Source organism: Acidovorax sp., assembly GCF_046314175.1.
Classification (GTDB): domain Bacteria; phylum Pseudomonadota; class Gammaproteobacteria; order Burkholderiales; family Burkholderiaceae_C; genus Acidovorax.
This window is the reverse complement of record NZ_JBKBXG010000005.1, coordinates 51103-68651: the sequence shown is the minus strand read 5'-3', so window position 1 is coordinate 68651 and position 17549 is coordinate 51103. Positions and strand designations below refer to the sequence as shown.

Below are 17549 nucleotides of genomic sequence, written 5' to 3'. Positions count from 1 at the left end.
ATCATGACCGGAGCGTTCCGGTGCTGACGTCAGGGAGCCGCATCGGGCGGCACATCAGCCGCCACGCCCGCCTGCTTTTTTGTCTGCCGCAGCAGCAGCCAGGCCATCAGCCCCAGCGCGCCAACGCCTGCCAGCAGCACGCCCCACAGCACCCAGCTGCGCAGGGACACGCCGTCGCTGGCCGCCGTTGCAGCCACCTGCACGCCGCCCGCCGGTTGCCCACCGGTGATGTCGGCACGGGCCACATCCGCCAGCGCCACGGGCAGCGTGTTTTCCTGTGCGGGCTGGTAACCCGGCACCAGGCTGGCCAGGGGCAAAAACGCACTGGCCGCCGCCGAGGCACCCGGCAGCCCGCCCGCCAAAGTAAACGGACCCTGCCCGCTGACCAGGAAGACGAGCTGTGCGGGCTCGAACTGCAGCGCCAGTTCGGGCGCTGCTGCAAAGCCCGGCGACCTGGCGTCGGCTTCGATCTTGACCTCGCGCACCGAGGCCCCACCAAGCTCGATCGGTGCGTTGCTCTGCTCCTTCCCCCCGGTGACCATCTTGTAGGCCACGGCGCTCGCTAGGGGCGACCAGGGCTGTTCACGATGGTTGCGGCCCAGCACACGCACAGGAATCAGCACATTGCTGCCTTGCGGCGTGATCTTGAGCGCGGCGAGCGGCGTGGCAAACGGCAGCGCAAACACCAATTCACGCGGGTTGACGAGGGCGGGCGCGGCCATGCTGGCGCTGACGCGCTCGCGCGGGCCCGTGCCCCGCGAAGTGACCAGCGTGGCACCGCGCAGCGTCACGGCGGCGTCGCCCCAGGTCACGCGCAGGTAGTGGTCTTTCAGGTCTGCCCGGTGCAGGTCCATCTGCTCGTTGCCCAGGCGGCCCGGGGCTGTGGGTGCTGCAGCGGCGTCAGCGCGGTAGAGCACGGTCTCGGCCAGCGGCCGCCACTGCTTGAGGTCTTTGCTGGCCTGCACCTGGAAGGTCACCGGCTGGCCCGCGGGCCAATCGGCGTCCAGCGCCATGCGGACCACGGGCAGCTGGAGGCTGCGCGCATCGAGCAATGCGCCCCGAACGGTTTGTGGGGCAACAGCGCCTGCTGCGCCTGCCGTGCCGTTGGTGTCGATCTGCACCACGCGTTGGCCTTGGCGCTCCTCGATGCGCAGCGACAGGCCTTCCAGCCCGGCCGTCTCCGCCGTGCTGGCAGCGCCCAGGATGGGATAAGCGGGCAAGGCCACTGATTCCTCTTGCGCGCTGGCCGCCGCCACACCGGCCAGGGCCATGGGCACGGGCTGGCCTGCGCCGTTGAAAAGGCGCACATCGGCATAAGCCGGGCTTTGCAGGCGCACCAGCACCTCGGCGGGCAGCATGACGCGCTGCAGCGGCGCATCGGCCGCCAGCGCAACGGGGATGCGAATGGCATAGGCAGCAGAGCTGTTGGCATCGGCCGCCGCCTGGACCACACCGGCGGAAAAGAACAGGGCGGCAGCGGCCAGCAACGCGGACAGGTTCAGAGAGACAGGTTTCATGAGGGCATCTCCTGTTCCGCCGGGGCCACCGGTGGCGTTTCAGGCTCCGCACGGGCTGCCGCCTTGGGCGGCAGCGGCGCGAAGTAGCCCACCACCAGCATCAAAACGCCCACCGCGATGAAGGCAATGATGCGTTCTGCACCGCCGGCATTGGACAGATCGATCATCAGCAGCTTGACCACCACCAGCCCCAGCAGGCCCGCGCCCACCAGCCACAGCGGCCGCTGCACACGGCGGTGCGCCAGCACCATCATGCTGAGCGCTAGCAGTGTCCACAGGATGGCGTAGCCGGTCTGCACGACAAAGCTGTCGAACAGCGCCGACGCATCCCAGCGCACGGCAAAGAAGTGGTGGGCCACGCGCAGCCACACCGTGTTGATCATGATGAACGCCAGCACCGCCAACGCCACCAGCGCATGGCGCCCGGTGACCCAGGCTGACCGGGCTGGGGGCGGCAGCGCCGACACCAGCACGCGCCGCCAGAACACCAGGCTGCCCAGCGCCAGGGCCAGCGTCAGGTCGGTCGGGTTGAGCAGCGGGATGTAGGGCAGCGGCGCCGTGTGGCCCGACGAATGCACTGCGGCCAGCAGCGCGCCCCAGAACACCAACACCGCCAGCGGCAGGGCCGCCAGCCAGTAGTAGGCCTGGGCATGCGGGTTGAGGGGCCAGGGCAGCGCCGCGCGCGCGGCGGGCCGGTTGCCACGGCCCGCCCACAGTGCGAGCAGCATCAACACTGCAATGGCGCTGACCAGCATGACCACACCGGCCCACGAGGTGCGCCACAGCTCGGCCTTGCCGATGCCCGACCACAGGCAGTCGGCCAGCAGAAAGGTCACCAGCCACGCGGTGGCGGCATGGAACCCGCCGAAAGGCGCAGTACCCGCCGCGGTGTTGCCGCCAGGTTCGGCCGCCGCCTGCAGGCGGTCCGTCTGCCGCAGCATCCACACATGCAGCGCCAGCACCGCCAGCCACACGGCCCAGGCGGGCGTGGACAGCACGCGATGGCCGTCGGCCACCTGCACGATAAAGCCCAGCGCCAACACGGCGATGGTGCCGCGCGCCGGCCAGGTGGCCACGGCCCAGCGGGCCCGCAAACCCAGCAGCATCGACAGGGCGGCGCTCAGCACCACGGTCAGCATGATCAGCAACCCGGCGATGCGGTCTGTGAACACCGGCACCGGCCATTGGCCCGCTTCTGCGGCGGGCACGCTGCGTGTGATTTCCAGCATCCAGGCCAGGCACCAGCACGCAAAGCCGTACAGATAGGCCGGGCTGGACAGCTGCGCCTCCAACTTGGCATAGCCCTGTGCCCAGGCCGAGCCGCTGTGCGGCAGCGGCTTGCGCAGCCACCAGGCCAGCAGCAGCGCAGGCAGCGCGATCAGCAATGCGCCCATGAAGGCCGGGTTGACCAGCGGCAGCGGCGACAGATTGTTGACGCTGCCCATGAAAGCCAGCATGGCCACACCCTGCAGCAAAAGCCCAAAGGCGCGCGGCATCCAGCGGGCCTGGCGCATGCCGACCCAAAATGCACCTGCGCCTTCGAGCGCCCACACTGCAGACGTCCATTGGGCGTCCAGCGCCAGCGGCACGGCCAGCGTGGCAAAGCCGACGCCAATGGCGATGAAGCATTCAGTCAACAGGCGATAGCTGCCGTGCGCGCGGCGCACCAGCACCATCGCGGTCACCAGGTACAGCGCAGCAAAAGCCAGCGCCGAGAAGGCCGCACCCAGCTCGAACGGCTGCACCAGCCCGGCCTGCAGACCAAAGCCGATCAGCGGCGTGCCAAACACCAGCATGGTGTCGACCGCATTGCCCAGTTTGGTGGGCGTGTTGCGCGCGTAGAGGATGGCGGTGAAGAGATAGATCAGCACAAAGCCCGCAAGAAACGGCTGGGTGCTGGCGTACTGATCCGGCACGTACCGCAGCACGCCCCAGGCCGAGGCAACGCCGAAGGTCGCGATGAAACCCACCACGTTGAGCACGCGCCAGGAGCGCTGGTGGGCAATGAAGAGAATGGCCAGGTTGAGCAACATGTAGTAGCTGAACAGGCCCACATGGCTGCCTTGACCCGTGGACAGCAGGATGGGTGCGGCAAAGCCACCGGCAAACGCAGCCACGGCAAGTGCGCGCGAGTCCTGCAGCAGCGCCAATGCGCAGCTGGCAGCGCAGACCGCGATCATCAGCCCAAACGCCAGCATCGGCGGCAGCAGCCCGTAGAGCCGGAAGGCCGCAAACACGGTGAGGTACATGATGGCCACGCCTCCGCCCTGCAGGGCCAGCGCAAAACCAGGCTTGTCGGCGCGCTTGCGAAAGCCCACCACCAGCAGCGCAATGGCCACCCCGGCGATGGCGGCCAGGCGCAACTCCACGGGGAACAGGCCCGCAGAAGCGGCATAGCGGGCAAGGAACGAGAGGCCGATGAACAGGATTACCAGGCCCACGCGCACGATGGTGTTGCCGCCGAGGAACCAGTTTTTGGCCGCCAGCACCGCCTGCTCGACGGGGTCGGGCCGGGAGGGCTTGCGGGGTGCATCGGTGCGGGGAAGCACCGGCGTCGAGGCTGGGGCTTGGGGCAGCCCTTGTCTCGTGGACGCGCCCGCCCAGAACGCATCGTCCTCCGCCACAGGTTTTCCGCTGGCAACGGGAGGTGGCACTTGCGGCACAGGCGCATTCACGACCGGCGGCGCCGCCTGGGCGGCCGCCACATCAGGCTTGGCGACGGACTTCGCGGCCTGCGTCTGCAGCTCGGTGCGGATGGCAGATCGGATCGCCCAGCGTAGCGATAACCCGGCGAAAAAGCCCAGGATGCCGCCCACAAAGGGCCCGAAATCGCCGTAGCCGCCAAACCACGAGCCCAGCACCGCGCCCCAAAAAATTCCCCAGATGATCATGCCGCCTGCTCCCTCATTGGGGCTCCCTCCGACAGGCTAGAGGCCTGCGCTTAAAAAGAGCCCTCGTTATGTGTAGCCCCACCAAAGCCGCTCGCCACCAGCATTGCAGCAAAGCGCCTATGTCATGGCACGAGGCGCATAGCCAGCGGGCGTCGACATGGACAGGGTTTTGCAGGCTTATACAGCACAGCATGCCGGTTGACCCATGCCCGAACGCCTTGTTACGTGGCATGGCACCGGGCGGCCCCCCGGCCCCCTTACGCAAGGGCATGACCCACGCAAATTACATGCCAAATCAGGACCTAGCGCTTATCCAATAAGCGCTAGAAGCTATCAAATAAATAGCATTCATCATTTCACCCGCACCAAGTGGGTGAGCGGCAGCGCCCCGCTGGCCTTGACCTCGCCCAACGAAAAGCTGGTGTGCATGTCCTTCACATTGGGTAAGTTCAGAAGCACGTCGCGCGCGAACTGCGAGAAGCTGTCCAGGTCGCGCGCCACCACCTGCAGCTCGAAGGTGCCAGTACCACTGATGTAATGGCAGGACACGACTTCGGGAATCTGGCGGATGGCCTCCTCCATGGCGCGCGTCAGGTTGCCGGTGCTGCGGTCGGCGTCCAGCCGCACAAAGGCCAGCACCCCCAGGCCAATCTTGTGCCGGTCGATCTCGGCGCGGTAGCCCTTGATGAAGCCCGCCTCCTCGAGCGCACGCACACGCCGCCAGCAGGGCGCCGCCGACAGGCCCACCCGCTGGGCCAGTTCGGCATTGGTCAAACGGGCGTCGGTTTGCAGCTCGTTGAGGATGGCGATGTCGAATTTGTCCAAATTGTTCATTGAAACGGCATTCTAAGAAAGATCCTTTCTAAAACAAGGGTAAACCTCGCATGAAAACGAAAGGACATATCCGGTAGGAGTGCATAAACTGTGCTGCAAACCATTTGAATATCCCCTACCACTGCCCACAAGGCGGTGGCGGTCGGCCGTCACCCCCACAGGAACCGCACATGAACGCCCCTTTGCCCGAACACATCCGCAAGGCCCTGGAAACCGTCACGCTGGACGACAAATATTCGTTGGACCATGGAAGGGCCTTCATGAGCGGGGTGCAGGCACTCGTTCGCCTGCCCATGCTGCAGCGCCAGCGCGATGCCATGCAGGGGCTCAACACAGCGGGCTTCATCAGCGGCTACCGCGGCTCGCCGCTCGGCACCTACGACCAATCCCTGTGGGCGGCCAAGAAGCATCTGGCGGCCAACAACATCGTCTTTCAGCCCGGGGTGAATGAAGAGCTGGGCGCCACAGCCGTGTGGGGCACGCAGCAGCTCGACCTGTACCCGCAAAGCAAGAAGTTCGACGGCGTGTTCGGCATCTGGTACGGCAAGGGCCCGGGCGTGGACCGCTGCTCGGACGTGTTCAAGCACGCCAACATGGCGGGCACCGCCAAGCACGGCGGCGTGATCGCCATTGCCGGCGACGACCACATCAGCAAGAGCAGCACCGCCGCGCACCAGAGCGACCACATCTTCAAGGCCTGCGGCACGCCGGTGTTCTTCCCCAGCAGCGTGCAAGAAATTCTGGACATGGGCCTGCACGCGTTTGCCATGAGCCGCTTTTCGGGCGTGTGGTCGGGCATGAAGACGATTCAGGAAGTGGTGGAATCGTCCGGCAGCATCAGCATTGACCCCGACCGCGTGAAGATCGTGATGCCCGAGGACTTTGCCATGCCGCCCGGCGGCCTGCACATCCGCTGGCCCGATGCGCCGCTGGAGCAGGAGGCGCGCCTGATGGACTACAAGTGGTACGCAGCCCTTGCTTATGTGCGCGCCAACAAGCTCAACTACAACGTCATTGAAGGCCCGAATGACCGCTTTGGCATCATCGCCAGCGGCAAGGCCTACAACGACACGCGCCAGGCCCTGGTGGACCTGGGCCTGGACGACGACACCTGCCGCCAGCTGGGCATCCGGGTGCACAAGGTCAACGTGGTGTGGCCGCTGGAAGCCACCATCACCCGCGACTTTGCGCAGGGCCTGCAGGAGATCCTGGTGGTGGAGGAAAAACGCCAGGTCATTGAATACCAGCTTAAGGAAGAGCTGTACAACTGGCGCTCGGACGTGCGCCCCCACGTGCTGGGCAAGTTCGACGAGCCTGAGGGCGACGCGACGGGCGGCGAATGGTCCATGCCCAACCCCAGCCAGAACTGGCTGCTGCGTGCCAAGGCCGACCTGACCCCGGCCATCATCGCCAAGGCGATCGCCAAGCGCCTCAAGAAACTCGGCGTCTCCAGCGACATCATCGCGCGCATGGATTCGCGCATCGCCGTTATTGAAGCTAGCGAGCGCGCCATGACCGCGCTGACAATGGACACGGGCGAGCGCGCCCCCTGGTTTTGCAGCGGTTGCCCGCACAACACCAGCACCCGGGTGCCCGAAGGCTCGCGTGCCGTGGCCGGCATTGGCTGCCACTACATGGCCAACTGGATGCCCGACCGCAACACGTCGACCTTCACGCAGATGGGTGGCGAAGGCGTGACCTGGGTGGGCCAGGCCCCGTTCACCACCGATCAGCATGTGTTTGCCAACCTGGGCGACGGCACGTACTTCCACAGCGGGCTGCTGGCCATCCGCCAGAGCATCGCTGCGGGCACCACTATTACCTACAAGGTGCTCTACAACGACGCCGTGGCCATGACGGGCGGCCAGCAGGTGGGCGAGCGCCCTGAGGGCCACTCGGTGCTGCAGATCATGAACAGCCTCAAGTCCGAGGGCGTGGTCAAGCTGATCATCGTGACGGATGAGCCGCAGAAGTACGACGGCGTGGCACTTGCCGAAGGCGTGACGGTGCACCACCGCGACGAACTCGACACGCTGCAGCGCCAGTTCCGCGAGATCAAGGGCTGCACGGTCATCATCTACGACCAGACCTGCGCCACCGAAAAGCGCCGCCGCAGGAAGCGCGGCACCCTGGCCACGCCCGACAAAACCGTGGTCATTAACGACCTGGTATGCGAGGGCTGCGGCGACTGCTCGACCAAGTCGAACTGCCTGAGCGTGGAGCCGGTGGAGACGGAATTCGGCCGCAAACGCCGCATCAACCAGAGCACCTGCAACAAGGACTACTCGTGCGTGAACGGTTTCTGCCCGAGCTTTGTGACGGTGGAAGGCGGCAAGCTCAAGAAGCCCAAGAAGGAGAAGAAGGGCGACCTGTCGGCGCTGCCGCCACTGCCTGAGCCGGTGCTGCCTGTGGCCGAGACGGCCTGGGGCATTGTGGTGGGCGGCGTGGGTGGCACGGGCGTGATCACCATCGGCTCGCTGCTGGGCATGGCCGCACACCTGGACGGCAAAGGCGTCATCACCCAGGACGCGGGTGGCCTGGCCCAGAAGGGCGGCGCCACCTGGAGCCACATCCAGATCGCCAACCGGCCCGACGCCATCTACACCACCAAGGTCGACACCGCCAAGGCCGACCTGGTGATTGGCTGCGATTCCATCGTGGCCGCCCACAAATACACGCTGGCTGTTATGCAGCCGGGCCGCACCTTTGTGGCGCTGAACACGCACGGCACGCCCACGGCGGCGTTTGTGACCAACCCGGACTGGCAGTTCCCGGGTGCCAACTGTGACAGCGCGATCATCGAGGCTGTGGGCGCGGGCGGCGTCGGCGCCTTTGACGCGGAGCAGGTGGCCACCCAACTGCTGGGCGACAGCATCTACACCAACCCGCTGATGCTGGGCTACGCCTGGCAAAAGGGGCGCGTGCCTTTGAGCCTTGCGTCGCTGATGCGCGCCATGGAGCTGAACGGCGTACAGGTGGACAACAACAAGGCTGCGTTTGAATGGGGCCGCCGCTGCGCGCACGACCTCGCATCGGTGCAGGCGCTGTTTGCTGCGGCGCAGGTGATCCAGTTCGTGAAAAAGCCGTCATTGGTCGAAATGGTGAGCAAGCGCGTGGAGTTCCTGACCGGCTACCAGAACGCCGCTTACGCATCCGAGTACCAGGCGTTTGTCGACAAAGTGAAGACCGCCGAAGCGAAGCTGGGCACCGGCACCAAGCTGTCGGAAGCCGTGGCGCGCTACCTGTTCAAGCTGATGGCGTACAAAGACGAGTACGAAGTGGCCCGGCTGCACACCGACAAGGCCTTCACGGACAAGATCGCGAACATGTTCGAAGGCAACTACAAGCTGGTGCACCACCTGGCACCGCCCATGACCGCCAAGAAGAACGACAAGGGTGAGCTGGTCAAACAACCGTTTGGCCCCTGGATGCGCAGCGCCTTTGGCCTTCTGGCCAAGATGAAGGGTCTGCGTGGCACGGCGCTGGATGTGTTTGGCAAGACGGAAGAGCGCCGCATGGAGCGCGCGCTGATTGTGGAATACCGCGCCTGCATCGACGAGCTGCTGGCCACGCTGAACACCGACAACCTGGCACTGGCGGTGGAGATAGCGCGCATCCCCGAAGAAATCCGCGGTTACGGCCACGTGAAAGAGCGCCATCTGCACGCCGCCCGTCCCAAGTGGGACAGCCTGATGGCCGAGTGGCGCGGGGGCGCGGCGCCTGCGCAACGCAGGGCGGCCTGACAGGGAGTCATTGATCGCTACTAAATTGATAGCTGCCAGCGCTTTGCCAATAAGCGCTAGCAGCTATTTTCATTGAAAAATCAGCGAATATCCGCACTTCATTGCCTGTGCGCGCAAACACCCGTCGACCGCTTGGGACTTAGCATGTCGGGAACCGGTAGGGTGCCGCATACAATGCCCTGTTGTGCCCCGACAGCCTCCCGGTGCCCGCCGGTGGCGGGTTTCGTGAATTTTGACCATCCGTTTGTGGAGTCCAGTCCGTGTTTATTTCTTCTGCTTTTGCCCAAACCGCACCCGCTGCCGCCGCTGAAGGCGGCAACATGATGTCCACGCTCACTGGCATGCTGCCTCTGGTGCTGATGTTTGTGGTGCTGTACTTCGTCATGATCCGCCCTCAGATGAAGCGCCAGAAAGAACACCGCGCCATGATTGATGCCATCGCCAAGGGCGACGAAGTGGCTACTGCTGGCGGCATCTTGGGCAAGGTCACCCGTTTGTCTGAAGGCTACCTGCACATCGAGATCGCCAGCAACGTGGAAGTCCAGATCCAGCGCAGCGCCGTGGTTCAGGTGCTGCCCAAGGGCTCGGTCAAATAAAAGTCGGCCCGCGGGGCTTGTTGAATGAAACTATGAAAGGGCGGCAGGCTTGCAAGCTGGCCGCCCTTTGAAGCTTTCCGAGAGGTAAGAGCGCGATCATGAACCGATATCCGGTCTGGAAATACGCGATCCTGGTGATCGTGCTGGTGGTGGGGATTTTGTACACCCTGCCCAACTTCTTTGGCGAGGCGCCTGCCGTACAGGTCTCGTCAGCCAAGGCCACTGTCAAGGTGGATGCGGCGGTGCAACAGAGGGTGGAAGACGCGCTCAAGGCCGCAGGCGTGACGCCCGACTTTGTGGCGCTGGAAGGCTCCTCGGTGCGTGCGCGTTTTGACACGCCCGATACCCAGCTCAAGGCGAAGGACGCCATTCAGAAGGCGCTGATCCCTGATGAAAGCGATCCATCGTTTGTGGTGGCGCTGAACCTGATTTCCCGCTCGCCTGTGTGGCTCAAAGCGCTGCACGCCAACCCCATGTACCTGGGCCTGGATTTGCGCGGTGGCGTGCATTTCATGCTGCAGGTGGACATGCAGGCGGCCTTGACCAAAAAGGCAGAGTCGTATGCGGGTGACCTGCGCGCAGCGCTGCGCGACAAGAACATTCGCCACGGCGGCATCAGCCGAGACGGCCAGGCGGTGGAAATCAAGGTACGTGATGAAGCCACACTGACTGCTGCGCGCAATCTCATCACCGACCAGTTTGCAGATCTGCAGAGCACCAGCGCGCCAGACGGCAGCGAGTTCAAGCTTCGAGTCACCATCAAGCCCGAGGCGACACGCCAGGTGCAGGACCAGGCGCTCAAGCAAAACATGGTGACGCTGCACAACCGGATCAACGAACTCGGCGTGGCCGAGCCCGTGATCCAGCAGCAGGGCCTGGACCGCATCGTGGTGCAATTGCCCGGCGTGCAGGACACCGCGCAAGCCAAGCGCATTCTGGGCCGCACCGCCACACTGGAAGTGCGCCTGGTGGACGAGGGCACCGAAGCCCGGGCGGCAGAAACCGGCCGCGGCCCCGTGCCGTTTGGCTCTGAACGCTATCTGGAACGCAATGGCCAGGCGGTCATTGTGAAAAAGCAGGTCATCCTGACCGGTGAAAATCTGACCGACGCACAGCCCGGTTTTGACGGCCAGACCCAGGAGCCGACCGTCAACCTGACGCTCGATGCCAAGGGCTCACGCATCTTCCGCGACATCACGCGTGAAAATGTGGGCAAGCGCATGGCCATCATCCTGTTTGAAAAGGGCAAGGGCGAAGTGGTTACCGCGCCCGTGATCCGCACGGAAATCGCGGGCGGCCGCGTGCAGATCTCCGGCAGCATGACCACGGCAGAAGCCAACGACACATCGCTGCTGCTGCGCGCTGGCTCGCTGGCCGCGCCCATGGAAATCATCGAAGAGTTCACCATCGGCCCCAGCCTGGGTGCCGACAACATCGACCGCGGCATCAACAGCGTGGTGTGGGGCCTGATTGCCATTGCGATCTTCATGTGCGTTTACTACACGCTGTTTGGCGTGTTCTCGAGCATTGCGCTGGGCGTTAACGTGCTGCTCTTGGTGTCAGTGCTGTCGATGCTTCAAGCCACCCTTACGCTGCCGGGTATTGCGGCGATGGCACTGGCGATTGGTGTCGCTATTGACTCGAATGTGCTGATCAATGAACGCATACGCGAGGAGCTGCGTGCGGGCGTCGCGCCGCAAGCAGCCATCCACACCGGATATGAGCGTGCCTGGGCAACGATTTTTGACTCGAACGTGACCACGTTGATCGCAGGCGTGGCCCTGTTGGCATTTGGCTCAGGCCCGGTGCGCGGGTTTGCTGTGGTGCATTGCATCGGCATTCTGACCAGCATGTTCTCGGCCGTGTTCTTCTCGCGCGGTCTGGTGAACCTGTGGTACGGACGCCAGAAGAAGCTCAAGAGTGTGTCGATCGGTACGGTCTGGAAGCCAGAAGCCGGTACCGACGTGGCCAAAACGAACTAAAGGACTGCGGCCATGGAATTTTTCCGCATCAAAAAAGACATCCCTTTCATGAAGCACGCGTTGATCTTCAACGCGATTTCCTTCATTACCTTTGCGCTGGCTGTTTTCTTCCTGCTTACGCGGGGCCTGCACCTGTCGGTGGAGTTCACAGGCGGCACGGTCATGGAAGTGGCCTACAGCCAACCCGCCGAGCTGGCCAAGGTGCGCGAGACAGTCTCGGGCCTTGGTTACCCCGAGGTGCAGGTGCAGAACTTTGGCACCGCACGCGACGTGATGATCCGCCTGCCCGCGCAAAAGGGCGTCTCGTCCGCACAGCAAAGCGAGCAAGTCCTGGGTGCGCTCAAGGCTGCGGACCCTGACGTCACCCTGCGCCGCACCGAGTTTGTCGGCCCGCAGGTGGGCGAGGAACTGGTGCAAAGTGGCCTGATGGCCTTGGGCATGGTGATCGTCGGCATCGTCATCTACCTGGCCATGCGGTTTGAGTGGAAGTTCGGTGTGGCGGCGATCATCGCCAATTTGCACGACGTGGTGATCATCCTGGGGTTCTTTGCGTTCTTTCAGTGGGAGTTCTCGCTGTCGGTGCTGGCCGCCGTGCTGGCTGTGCTGGGCTACTCGGTGAACGAGTCGGTGGTGATCTTTGACCGGATTCGGGAAGCCTTCCGCAAATACCGCAAGATGACCACCGCCGAGGTGATCGACCACGCCATCACCAGCACCATGAGCCGCACCATCATCACCCACGCTTCTACCGAGGCGATGGTGCTGTCGATGCTGCTGTTTGGTGGGCCCAGCCTGCACTACTTTGCGCTGGCACTGACTATCGGCATTCTGTTTGGCATTTATTCGTCGGTGTTTGTCGCGGCGGCCATTGCAATGTGGCTCGGGGTAAAACGCGAGGATCTTGTCAAGCCCGCCAAGAAGGACGGGGATCCCAACGACCCCCATGCCGGGGCAACCGTTTGACCCGGTAATATCTGCCCATGCAGCCCACGCCCTCTTCCGTTCCGCAGCGCCGACTGGCCCGCCAGGCACGCCAGCGGTTCGTGGAGGGGCTTTGCGCAGGTCTGCCCGACCTGGACAAAACCGTGTTGGATTTCGTCACCACGTTGATGACCCAAAACGGCACCGCCCGCGAGATGCAGTCCCGCCGCGATGCATGGATGCTGTACCAGCAGCACAACGCGGCCTGGATTGATCGCGCTGGCAAGGTTTTGCGGGAAGCGCTGGCCCCCCACATCAGCACCACCCGAGGCAGCCAAGCGCACGCAGGATTGGGGAGCAGCCAGTTCGAGCTGCTGAGCGACGATGTGGTCGAAAACAAGATCGTCGCCTCCCGCATGGCGCTCACGGTGAGCGAGCAGGTCAGCAACCAGTTCGATACCCTGCGCCAACGCACCCAGTCGCTGGAGGGCCAGGAGCTCGATAACAGCGACATCCTGCGGCCTGACACCGTGTGCCTGCTGCTGGTGGAGCAATGGGTGGAGGCTGGCCTTCCCCGCACCGACTTGCTCACGGTGGTGGACCCTCTGCAGCGTGAACTGGCCAACTTGCTGCAAAAGCAGTACCAGGCGGTGAATGTTTTCTATGTGGAGCAAGGCGTCACACCGCAAAACGACCTGAAGTCGCGCGTGCGCCGCACTTCCGGCGCAAGCGTCACGGGCAGCGGCAGCGAATCGGGCGCAGGTGGGTTGGCGTCTCAGGCACTCGCCCAAACGCGAGAAGCCATGGCCGCCGCACGAGGGGGCATGGGAGCGCAACAGCAACCTCCGTGGGCGGGCCAACACCCACAACAGCGCGTGCAGCAGCCCTCGGGCGGCTACCTGCAGCAACGGGGGATGCAACAAGCTGGCTACGCCACAGGCATGACCCCTCTGTCGCGCGCCCGCCAAAGAGCGCAAGGCGTGATGGGACAGCTTCGCCGGTTGCTCACGCAGCCTGCCACGGGCTTTGACATGGTGAATGCGCCGCCTGCGTCGGCGGCGCTCGCCCACGCTCTCACGGCGCACCGAGTGCATGCAGACACTTATTACAGCGGCGTCGCCACGCTGATGGAGGACTACAGCCCCGCGGCCGTCGTGCAGTTGGTAGGCACCGTGCGCGAGCGGTCCACCGAGCTCAAGAAGAAAGCGAGCACTGCGGGCGAAAAAGCCATCATCGAAGTGGTGGCGCTGATGTTTCAGAGCATTCTTGCGGAAGACCGTATTCCGCCCGCTGTGCGGGTGTGGTTTGCGCGCCTGCAGGTGCCGGTGCTGCGCGTTGCTCTGGCAGAGCCTGAGTTTTTCAGCAACCTGGACCACCCGGCCCGCAAGCTGATCGACCGCATGGGTGCGTGTGTGATGGGCTTCAATGCGTCCAGCATCAACGGCAGCGCGCTGGAAGCAGAAATCCGCCGCGTGGTGCAGGTGATCGAGCAATATCCGGAAACAGGGCGGCGCGTCTTCCAGCTGGTCTATGACGAGTTCGAAAAATTCCTGTCCAAGTTCCTGACTGAAAAGCAGGCCACATCGCGCCTGGTCAGCGTGGCCCAGCAGGTCGAGCAACGAGAAACTTTGGCTATCCAGTACACCATCGAGCTGCGCACCATGCTGCGCGACATGCCTGTGCGCGATGAGATCCGCGAGTTTCTGTTCAAGACCTGGGCGGAGGTGCTGGCCTTGTCGGCGGTGCGCGATGGTCCGCAGCACGCCGATACTATTTCGCTCAAGCGCACGGCAGCAGACCTGGTGTGGGCAGCCAGCGCCAAACCCAACCGCAGTGACCGTGCACAAGTCATTCAAAATCTGCCTGGGTTGTTGCAACGCCTGCGCCAGGGTTTGACGCTGATGAACGTGAACGGAGAAGCCCAGGATGCCCAGATCAAGATCCTGACCGACACACTGGCCGATGCCTTCCTGTCCAAGACGGCGTCCATCCCGCAAGCGCATATCGACGCCATGGCCAAGCGACTGGCCAACCTCGAAGACTTCATCAGTGACGCAACGCTGGGGGACATGCCACTCAATGCCGACAACATCGAAATGATGCTCGGCATCGATGCATCCTCCATCCATGTGGTGGCCGACAACGGGGCCCCGGTGGATGAGGCCATGGTAGTGTGGGCACAGCAGCTACAGCCTGGCACCTGGTACACGCTGGACCACAACGGTGCCTCGGCCCAAGTCCAATATGCCTGGCAAAGCCAGCGCAAGCAGTTGCATCTGTTTGCCGCGGTGGACGGCAGCAGCTACCTTATCCAGTTGCGCCGTCTGGCGGCCTACTTGCAGGCAGGCCTGCTGGTTGCCCAGGATGAAGAAGGCTTGACCGTGCGCGCGACCCGTGACGCCCTGGCCAAGCTGGATGCCAACCCCGAGCGGTTGCTCGACTGACTCGGTATGTCGTCATTGCAGCAATCTGACTACCTTAGATTGCCGTAAAGCGTGACTCCGTAAGCCACTGGGACACTTCGCAATTCGCGGAATGGCCCGGTCCAAAACTCACGCACTGCCCATCCGCTGAAACAAACCGCCAGGCAAGCGCGCCACGCGACCTTCCAGCTCCAGTTCCAGCAACGCCACCTGCAACGACGCTGCATCCATGCCCGTGCGGGCGACGAGAGCATCCACGCTCATGGGATCAAAGCCCAAGGCTTCGAGCAGCGGGTCGTCGGGTTCATCAGGTGCCGTGGTCAAGTCCTCAGCGTCAGAAGGCGCAGTTGTCGCGGTCAGCCCCGGTGCAGAAGGCAACCGCAGCTCTTCGAGGACATCCTGTGCCGACTCGACCAGTTTGGCGCCCTGGCGTATCAGCGCGTGGCATCCGCGCGACTGGGGTGCGTGGATGGAGCCAGGGATCGCAAACACCTCTCGGCCTTGTTCCGCCGCCATCCGCGCAGTGATCAGCGAGCCCGAAGCCAGCGCCGCCTCCACCACCAGCGTCCCCTGCGAGAGCCCCGAGATAATCCGGTTGCGCTTGGGGAAGTTGGCGGGCAGCGGCGGTGTGCCCAACGGATATTCGCTGACCAGCAGCCCATTCGCTACGATCCGATGAGCAAGATCGAGGTTCTTGCGAGGATAGACACGGTCCAACCCCGTCCCCACCACGGCGATCGTGGCGGCTACAGGGGCATCCGGCACTGCCGCATCCAGCGCCCCTTCGTGCGCTGCGGCATCGACCCCCAGGGCCAGGCCAGACACGACGGTGAGGCCCGCACTGTGCAGGGCCCGTGCAAACAGCCGAGCATTTTCTGCCCCTTGCGCTGTAGGGTTGCGGCTTCCCACTATCGCCAAACACCGCTCCCGCGGAAACAGCCGCTGTTGTTCGAGCCAACGCGTCGGCCCCATGACATAGAGCATGAGCGGTGGATCTTCTGTGTCCAGCAGTGCCTGCGGAAAGCGCGCATCGCCCAGCGTCACCACAGTGCGCCCAGGCCCTGCTGGGTTCGCATCGGCCAGCCACTTCCACGTAGTCTCCAGGAGGTCGCTCCACGTAGGAGGCAATTCAAGCAGCGCGCGAGCCTGTACGGGAGTCACGCACTGCAGGAGTGTCGCTTCTGGCTGCTGGAAGATGGCTTGCGGCAGACCAAATGTGGACAGCAGACGCCTGGCGGCGCCGTTGCCGACGCCCGGGGAGAGGGTCAGCCGAAGCCACCCTCCAAGTTCTTCGCGGTCCATGGGATGAATAAACCAGTTGCAGGCACCGGCACGGATTCAGCAAAAACCCGCAGCCAGTGCAACTGACCCGTGACTTATTCTGGATTGACCAAGCGGTCACCCACACGCACGCCATTGCGGACATCAAGGATCAACACGTAAGACACCCGGTCAAACGTGCGAAATACCATGGCCATCCCATTGGTTTCGCTGGGCAACTTGATCATTTCCTTGGAATCGCTGGTGGCGTCCTTGATTCGCTCACCCTTGGTAAGAATGCTCAGCACATGGCCAGGCTCCATGCCATCGCGCGCGCCCATGTTGATGGAAACCACCTGGTTCTGCGCTGCATAGGCAACGGCAGATTCACCATAGATGGAGACCACGCGCGCGTCCACGGTGCGCTCTGGAGCACGTGGCGTGTAACTCACGAAGCCGCGGCCGGGTTCAGCCAGCAAGCGGTCTCCTGCGCGGATTTCTTCTTTGGTGCCGGATATGTCCACCGTTGCAGGCACTTTGTCTTTGGTGAATCCGCCCTTGCCGTCCGGCACATCTTCTGTGGTCTCGCCACGGATCAGTTCTGCTTTGCCCAGGTACTGGGCTTCGTAGCCCAGGATGTCGCCGCTTACCGGGTCCTTCAATGGTTTCGCGTTGCGGTACACGCGGTAATACCGTTGCTCGCCAGGGGCCACGCGCAATGGGGCAGACTCAATGCCGCGGGCGTAGGCGCGATCACCCTGGGCCATCAAGACCCGCTCTTCGGTTGTCGCCACGATTCTTGGTGCCCGCTCCAGTACCGAAGCATCTACGACCACGGGCTCCACCAGGAATGGCTCGATCAGATGGGGCTTGAGAGTAGGAAGTGCGGTGCCCAGGAGGCTGTCGCTGCGCGTACGGGGTGAAACGCGCACGGTCTCCGATGCACCGGGCGGGCTGGTCCGCAGGCGCGCGTAGCCACCTTCCTTGTCCAGATACAGCGTTTGACCAGGAAAGATCAGATGCGGATTGGGAATGGCCTTGAGGTTCATCCCCCACAGCTCGGGCCAACGATAAGGCCGCAGCAGGTACATGCCCGAGATACCCCACAAGGTATCACCACGCTTCACCGTGTAACGATCCGGCGCATTGGGCGCCAACTCCGACAGGGGAATTCCGCGCTCGGAGACTTGCTGGGCGGTAGCGCGCTGGCCACCGCTAATTGGATAATTCTGCGCCTGAACAGGGGCAACCAGCATAGCGCCCGCGATGATGGAGAGCGCGCCCAGGGCGGTACGCCGCACGCTGGTGAATGCCGTCATGTTGTTCCTTTTGTCATGCATTGTGAAACGCCCCCTCACTGGCGCCACGACACCCGCGGCATG

10 protein-coding genes are annotated in these 17549 nt (G+C 63.8%); 5 read left to right on the top strand and 5 right to left on the bottom strand.

The window, feature by feature from the left end; genetic code table 11:
* Window positions 1-29: 29 nt before the first annotated feature.
* From ACK4OE_RS02635 to ACK4OE_RS02625, 3 genes are all read right to left on the bottom strand, one after another.
* Window positions 30-1517 (bottom strand): DUF3999 domain-containing protein, encoded by a 1488-nt coding sequence (locus ACK4OE_RS02635; RefSeq protein ID WP_409882804.1) that lies wholly within the window; start codon window positions 1515-1517, stop codon window positions 30-32.
* Window positions 1514-4408 carry a DUF2339 domain-containing protein gene (locus tag ACK4OE_RS02630; protein ID WP_409882803.1) on the bottom strand — a complete coding sequence of 965 codons (2895 nt, stop codon included), beginning with the start codon at window positions 4406-4408 and terminating at the stop codon, window positions 1514-1516. Before ACK4OE_RS02630 ends, ACK4OE_RS02635 begins: the two co-directional genes overlap by 4 nt.
* A 351-nt stretch (window positions 4409-4759) precedes the next feature.
* Complete coding sequence (locus tag ACK4OE_RS02625; RefSeq protein WP_409882802.1) at window positions 4760-5242, bottom strand: Lrp/AsnC family transcriptional regulator; 483 nt, start codon at window positions 5240-5242, stop codon at window positions 4760-4762.
* Window positions 5243-5412: 170 nt separating this feature from the next.
* On the opposite strand from ACK4OE_RS02625, the gene ACK4OE_RS02620 reads away from it, so the two are divergent.
* The 5 genes from ACK4OE_RS02620 to ACK4OE_RS02600 all read left to right on the top strand — a co-directional run bounded on the left by ACK4OE_RS02620 (window position 5413) and on the right by ACK4OE_RS02600 (window position 14928).
* The gene (locus ACK4OE_RS02620; protein WP_409882801.1) at window positions 5413-8985 is read left to right on the top strand and encodes an indolepyruvate ferredoxin oxidoreductase family protein; all 3573 of its coding nucleotides are present in this window, start codon (window positions 5413-5415) and stop codon (window positions 8983-8985) included.
* Window positions 8986-9245: 260 nt separating this feature from the next.
* Complete coding sequence (gene yajC, locus ACK4OE_RS02615; protein ID WP_409882800.1) at window positions 9246-9581, top strand: preprotein translocase subunit YajC; 336 nt, start codon at window positions 9246-9248, stop codon at window positions 9579-9581.
* 98 nt (window positions 9582-9679) lie between these two features.
* Window positions 9680-11563, top strand: coding sequence for a protein translocase subunit SecD (gene secD, locus ACK4OE_RS02610; protein WP_409882799.1), 1884 nt, complete (start codon window positions 9680-9682; stop codon window positions 11561-11563).
* A 12-nt stretch (window positions 11564-11575) separates the two neighbouring features.
* Complete coding sequence (gene secF, locus ACK4OE_RS02605; protein WP_409882797.1) at window positions 11576-12526, top strand: protein translocase subunit SecF; 951 nt, start codon at window positions 11576-11578, stop codon at window positions 12524-12526.
* Window positions 12527-12543: 17 nt separating this feature from the next.
* Window positions 12544-14928 carry a DUF1631 domain-containing protein gene (locus tag ACK4OE_RS02600; protein ID WP_409882796.1) on the top strand — a complete coding sequence of 795 codons (2385 nt, stop codon included), beginning with the start codon at window positions 12544-12546 and terminating at the stop codon, window positions 14926-14928.
* A 108-nt stretch (window positions 14929-15036) separates the two neighbouring features.
* Here the strand turns inward: ACK4OE_RS02600 and dprA are convergent, their stop codons facing one another.
* Together dprA and ACK4OE_RS02590 are read right to left on the bottom strand one after the other, a co-directional pair.
* A complete protein-coding gene (gene dprA, locus ACK4OE_RS02595) occupies window positions 15037-16209 on the bottom strand; it encodes a DNA-processing protein DprA (RefSeq protein WP_409882795.1) in 1173 nt (390 codons plus the stop codon).
* A gap of 74 nt (window positions 16210-16283) precedes the next feature.
* Complete coding sequence (locus ACK4OE_RS02590; protein WP_409882794.1) at window positions 16284-17486, bottom strand: LysM peptidoglycan-binding domain-containing protein; 1203 nt, start codon at window positions 17484-17486, stop codon at window positions 16284-16286.
* Window positions 17487-17549 lie beyond the last annotated feature (63 nt).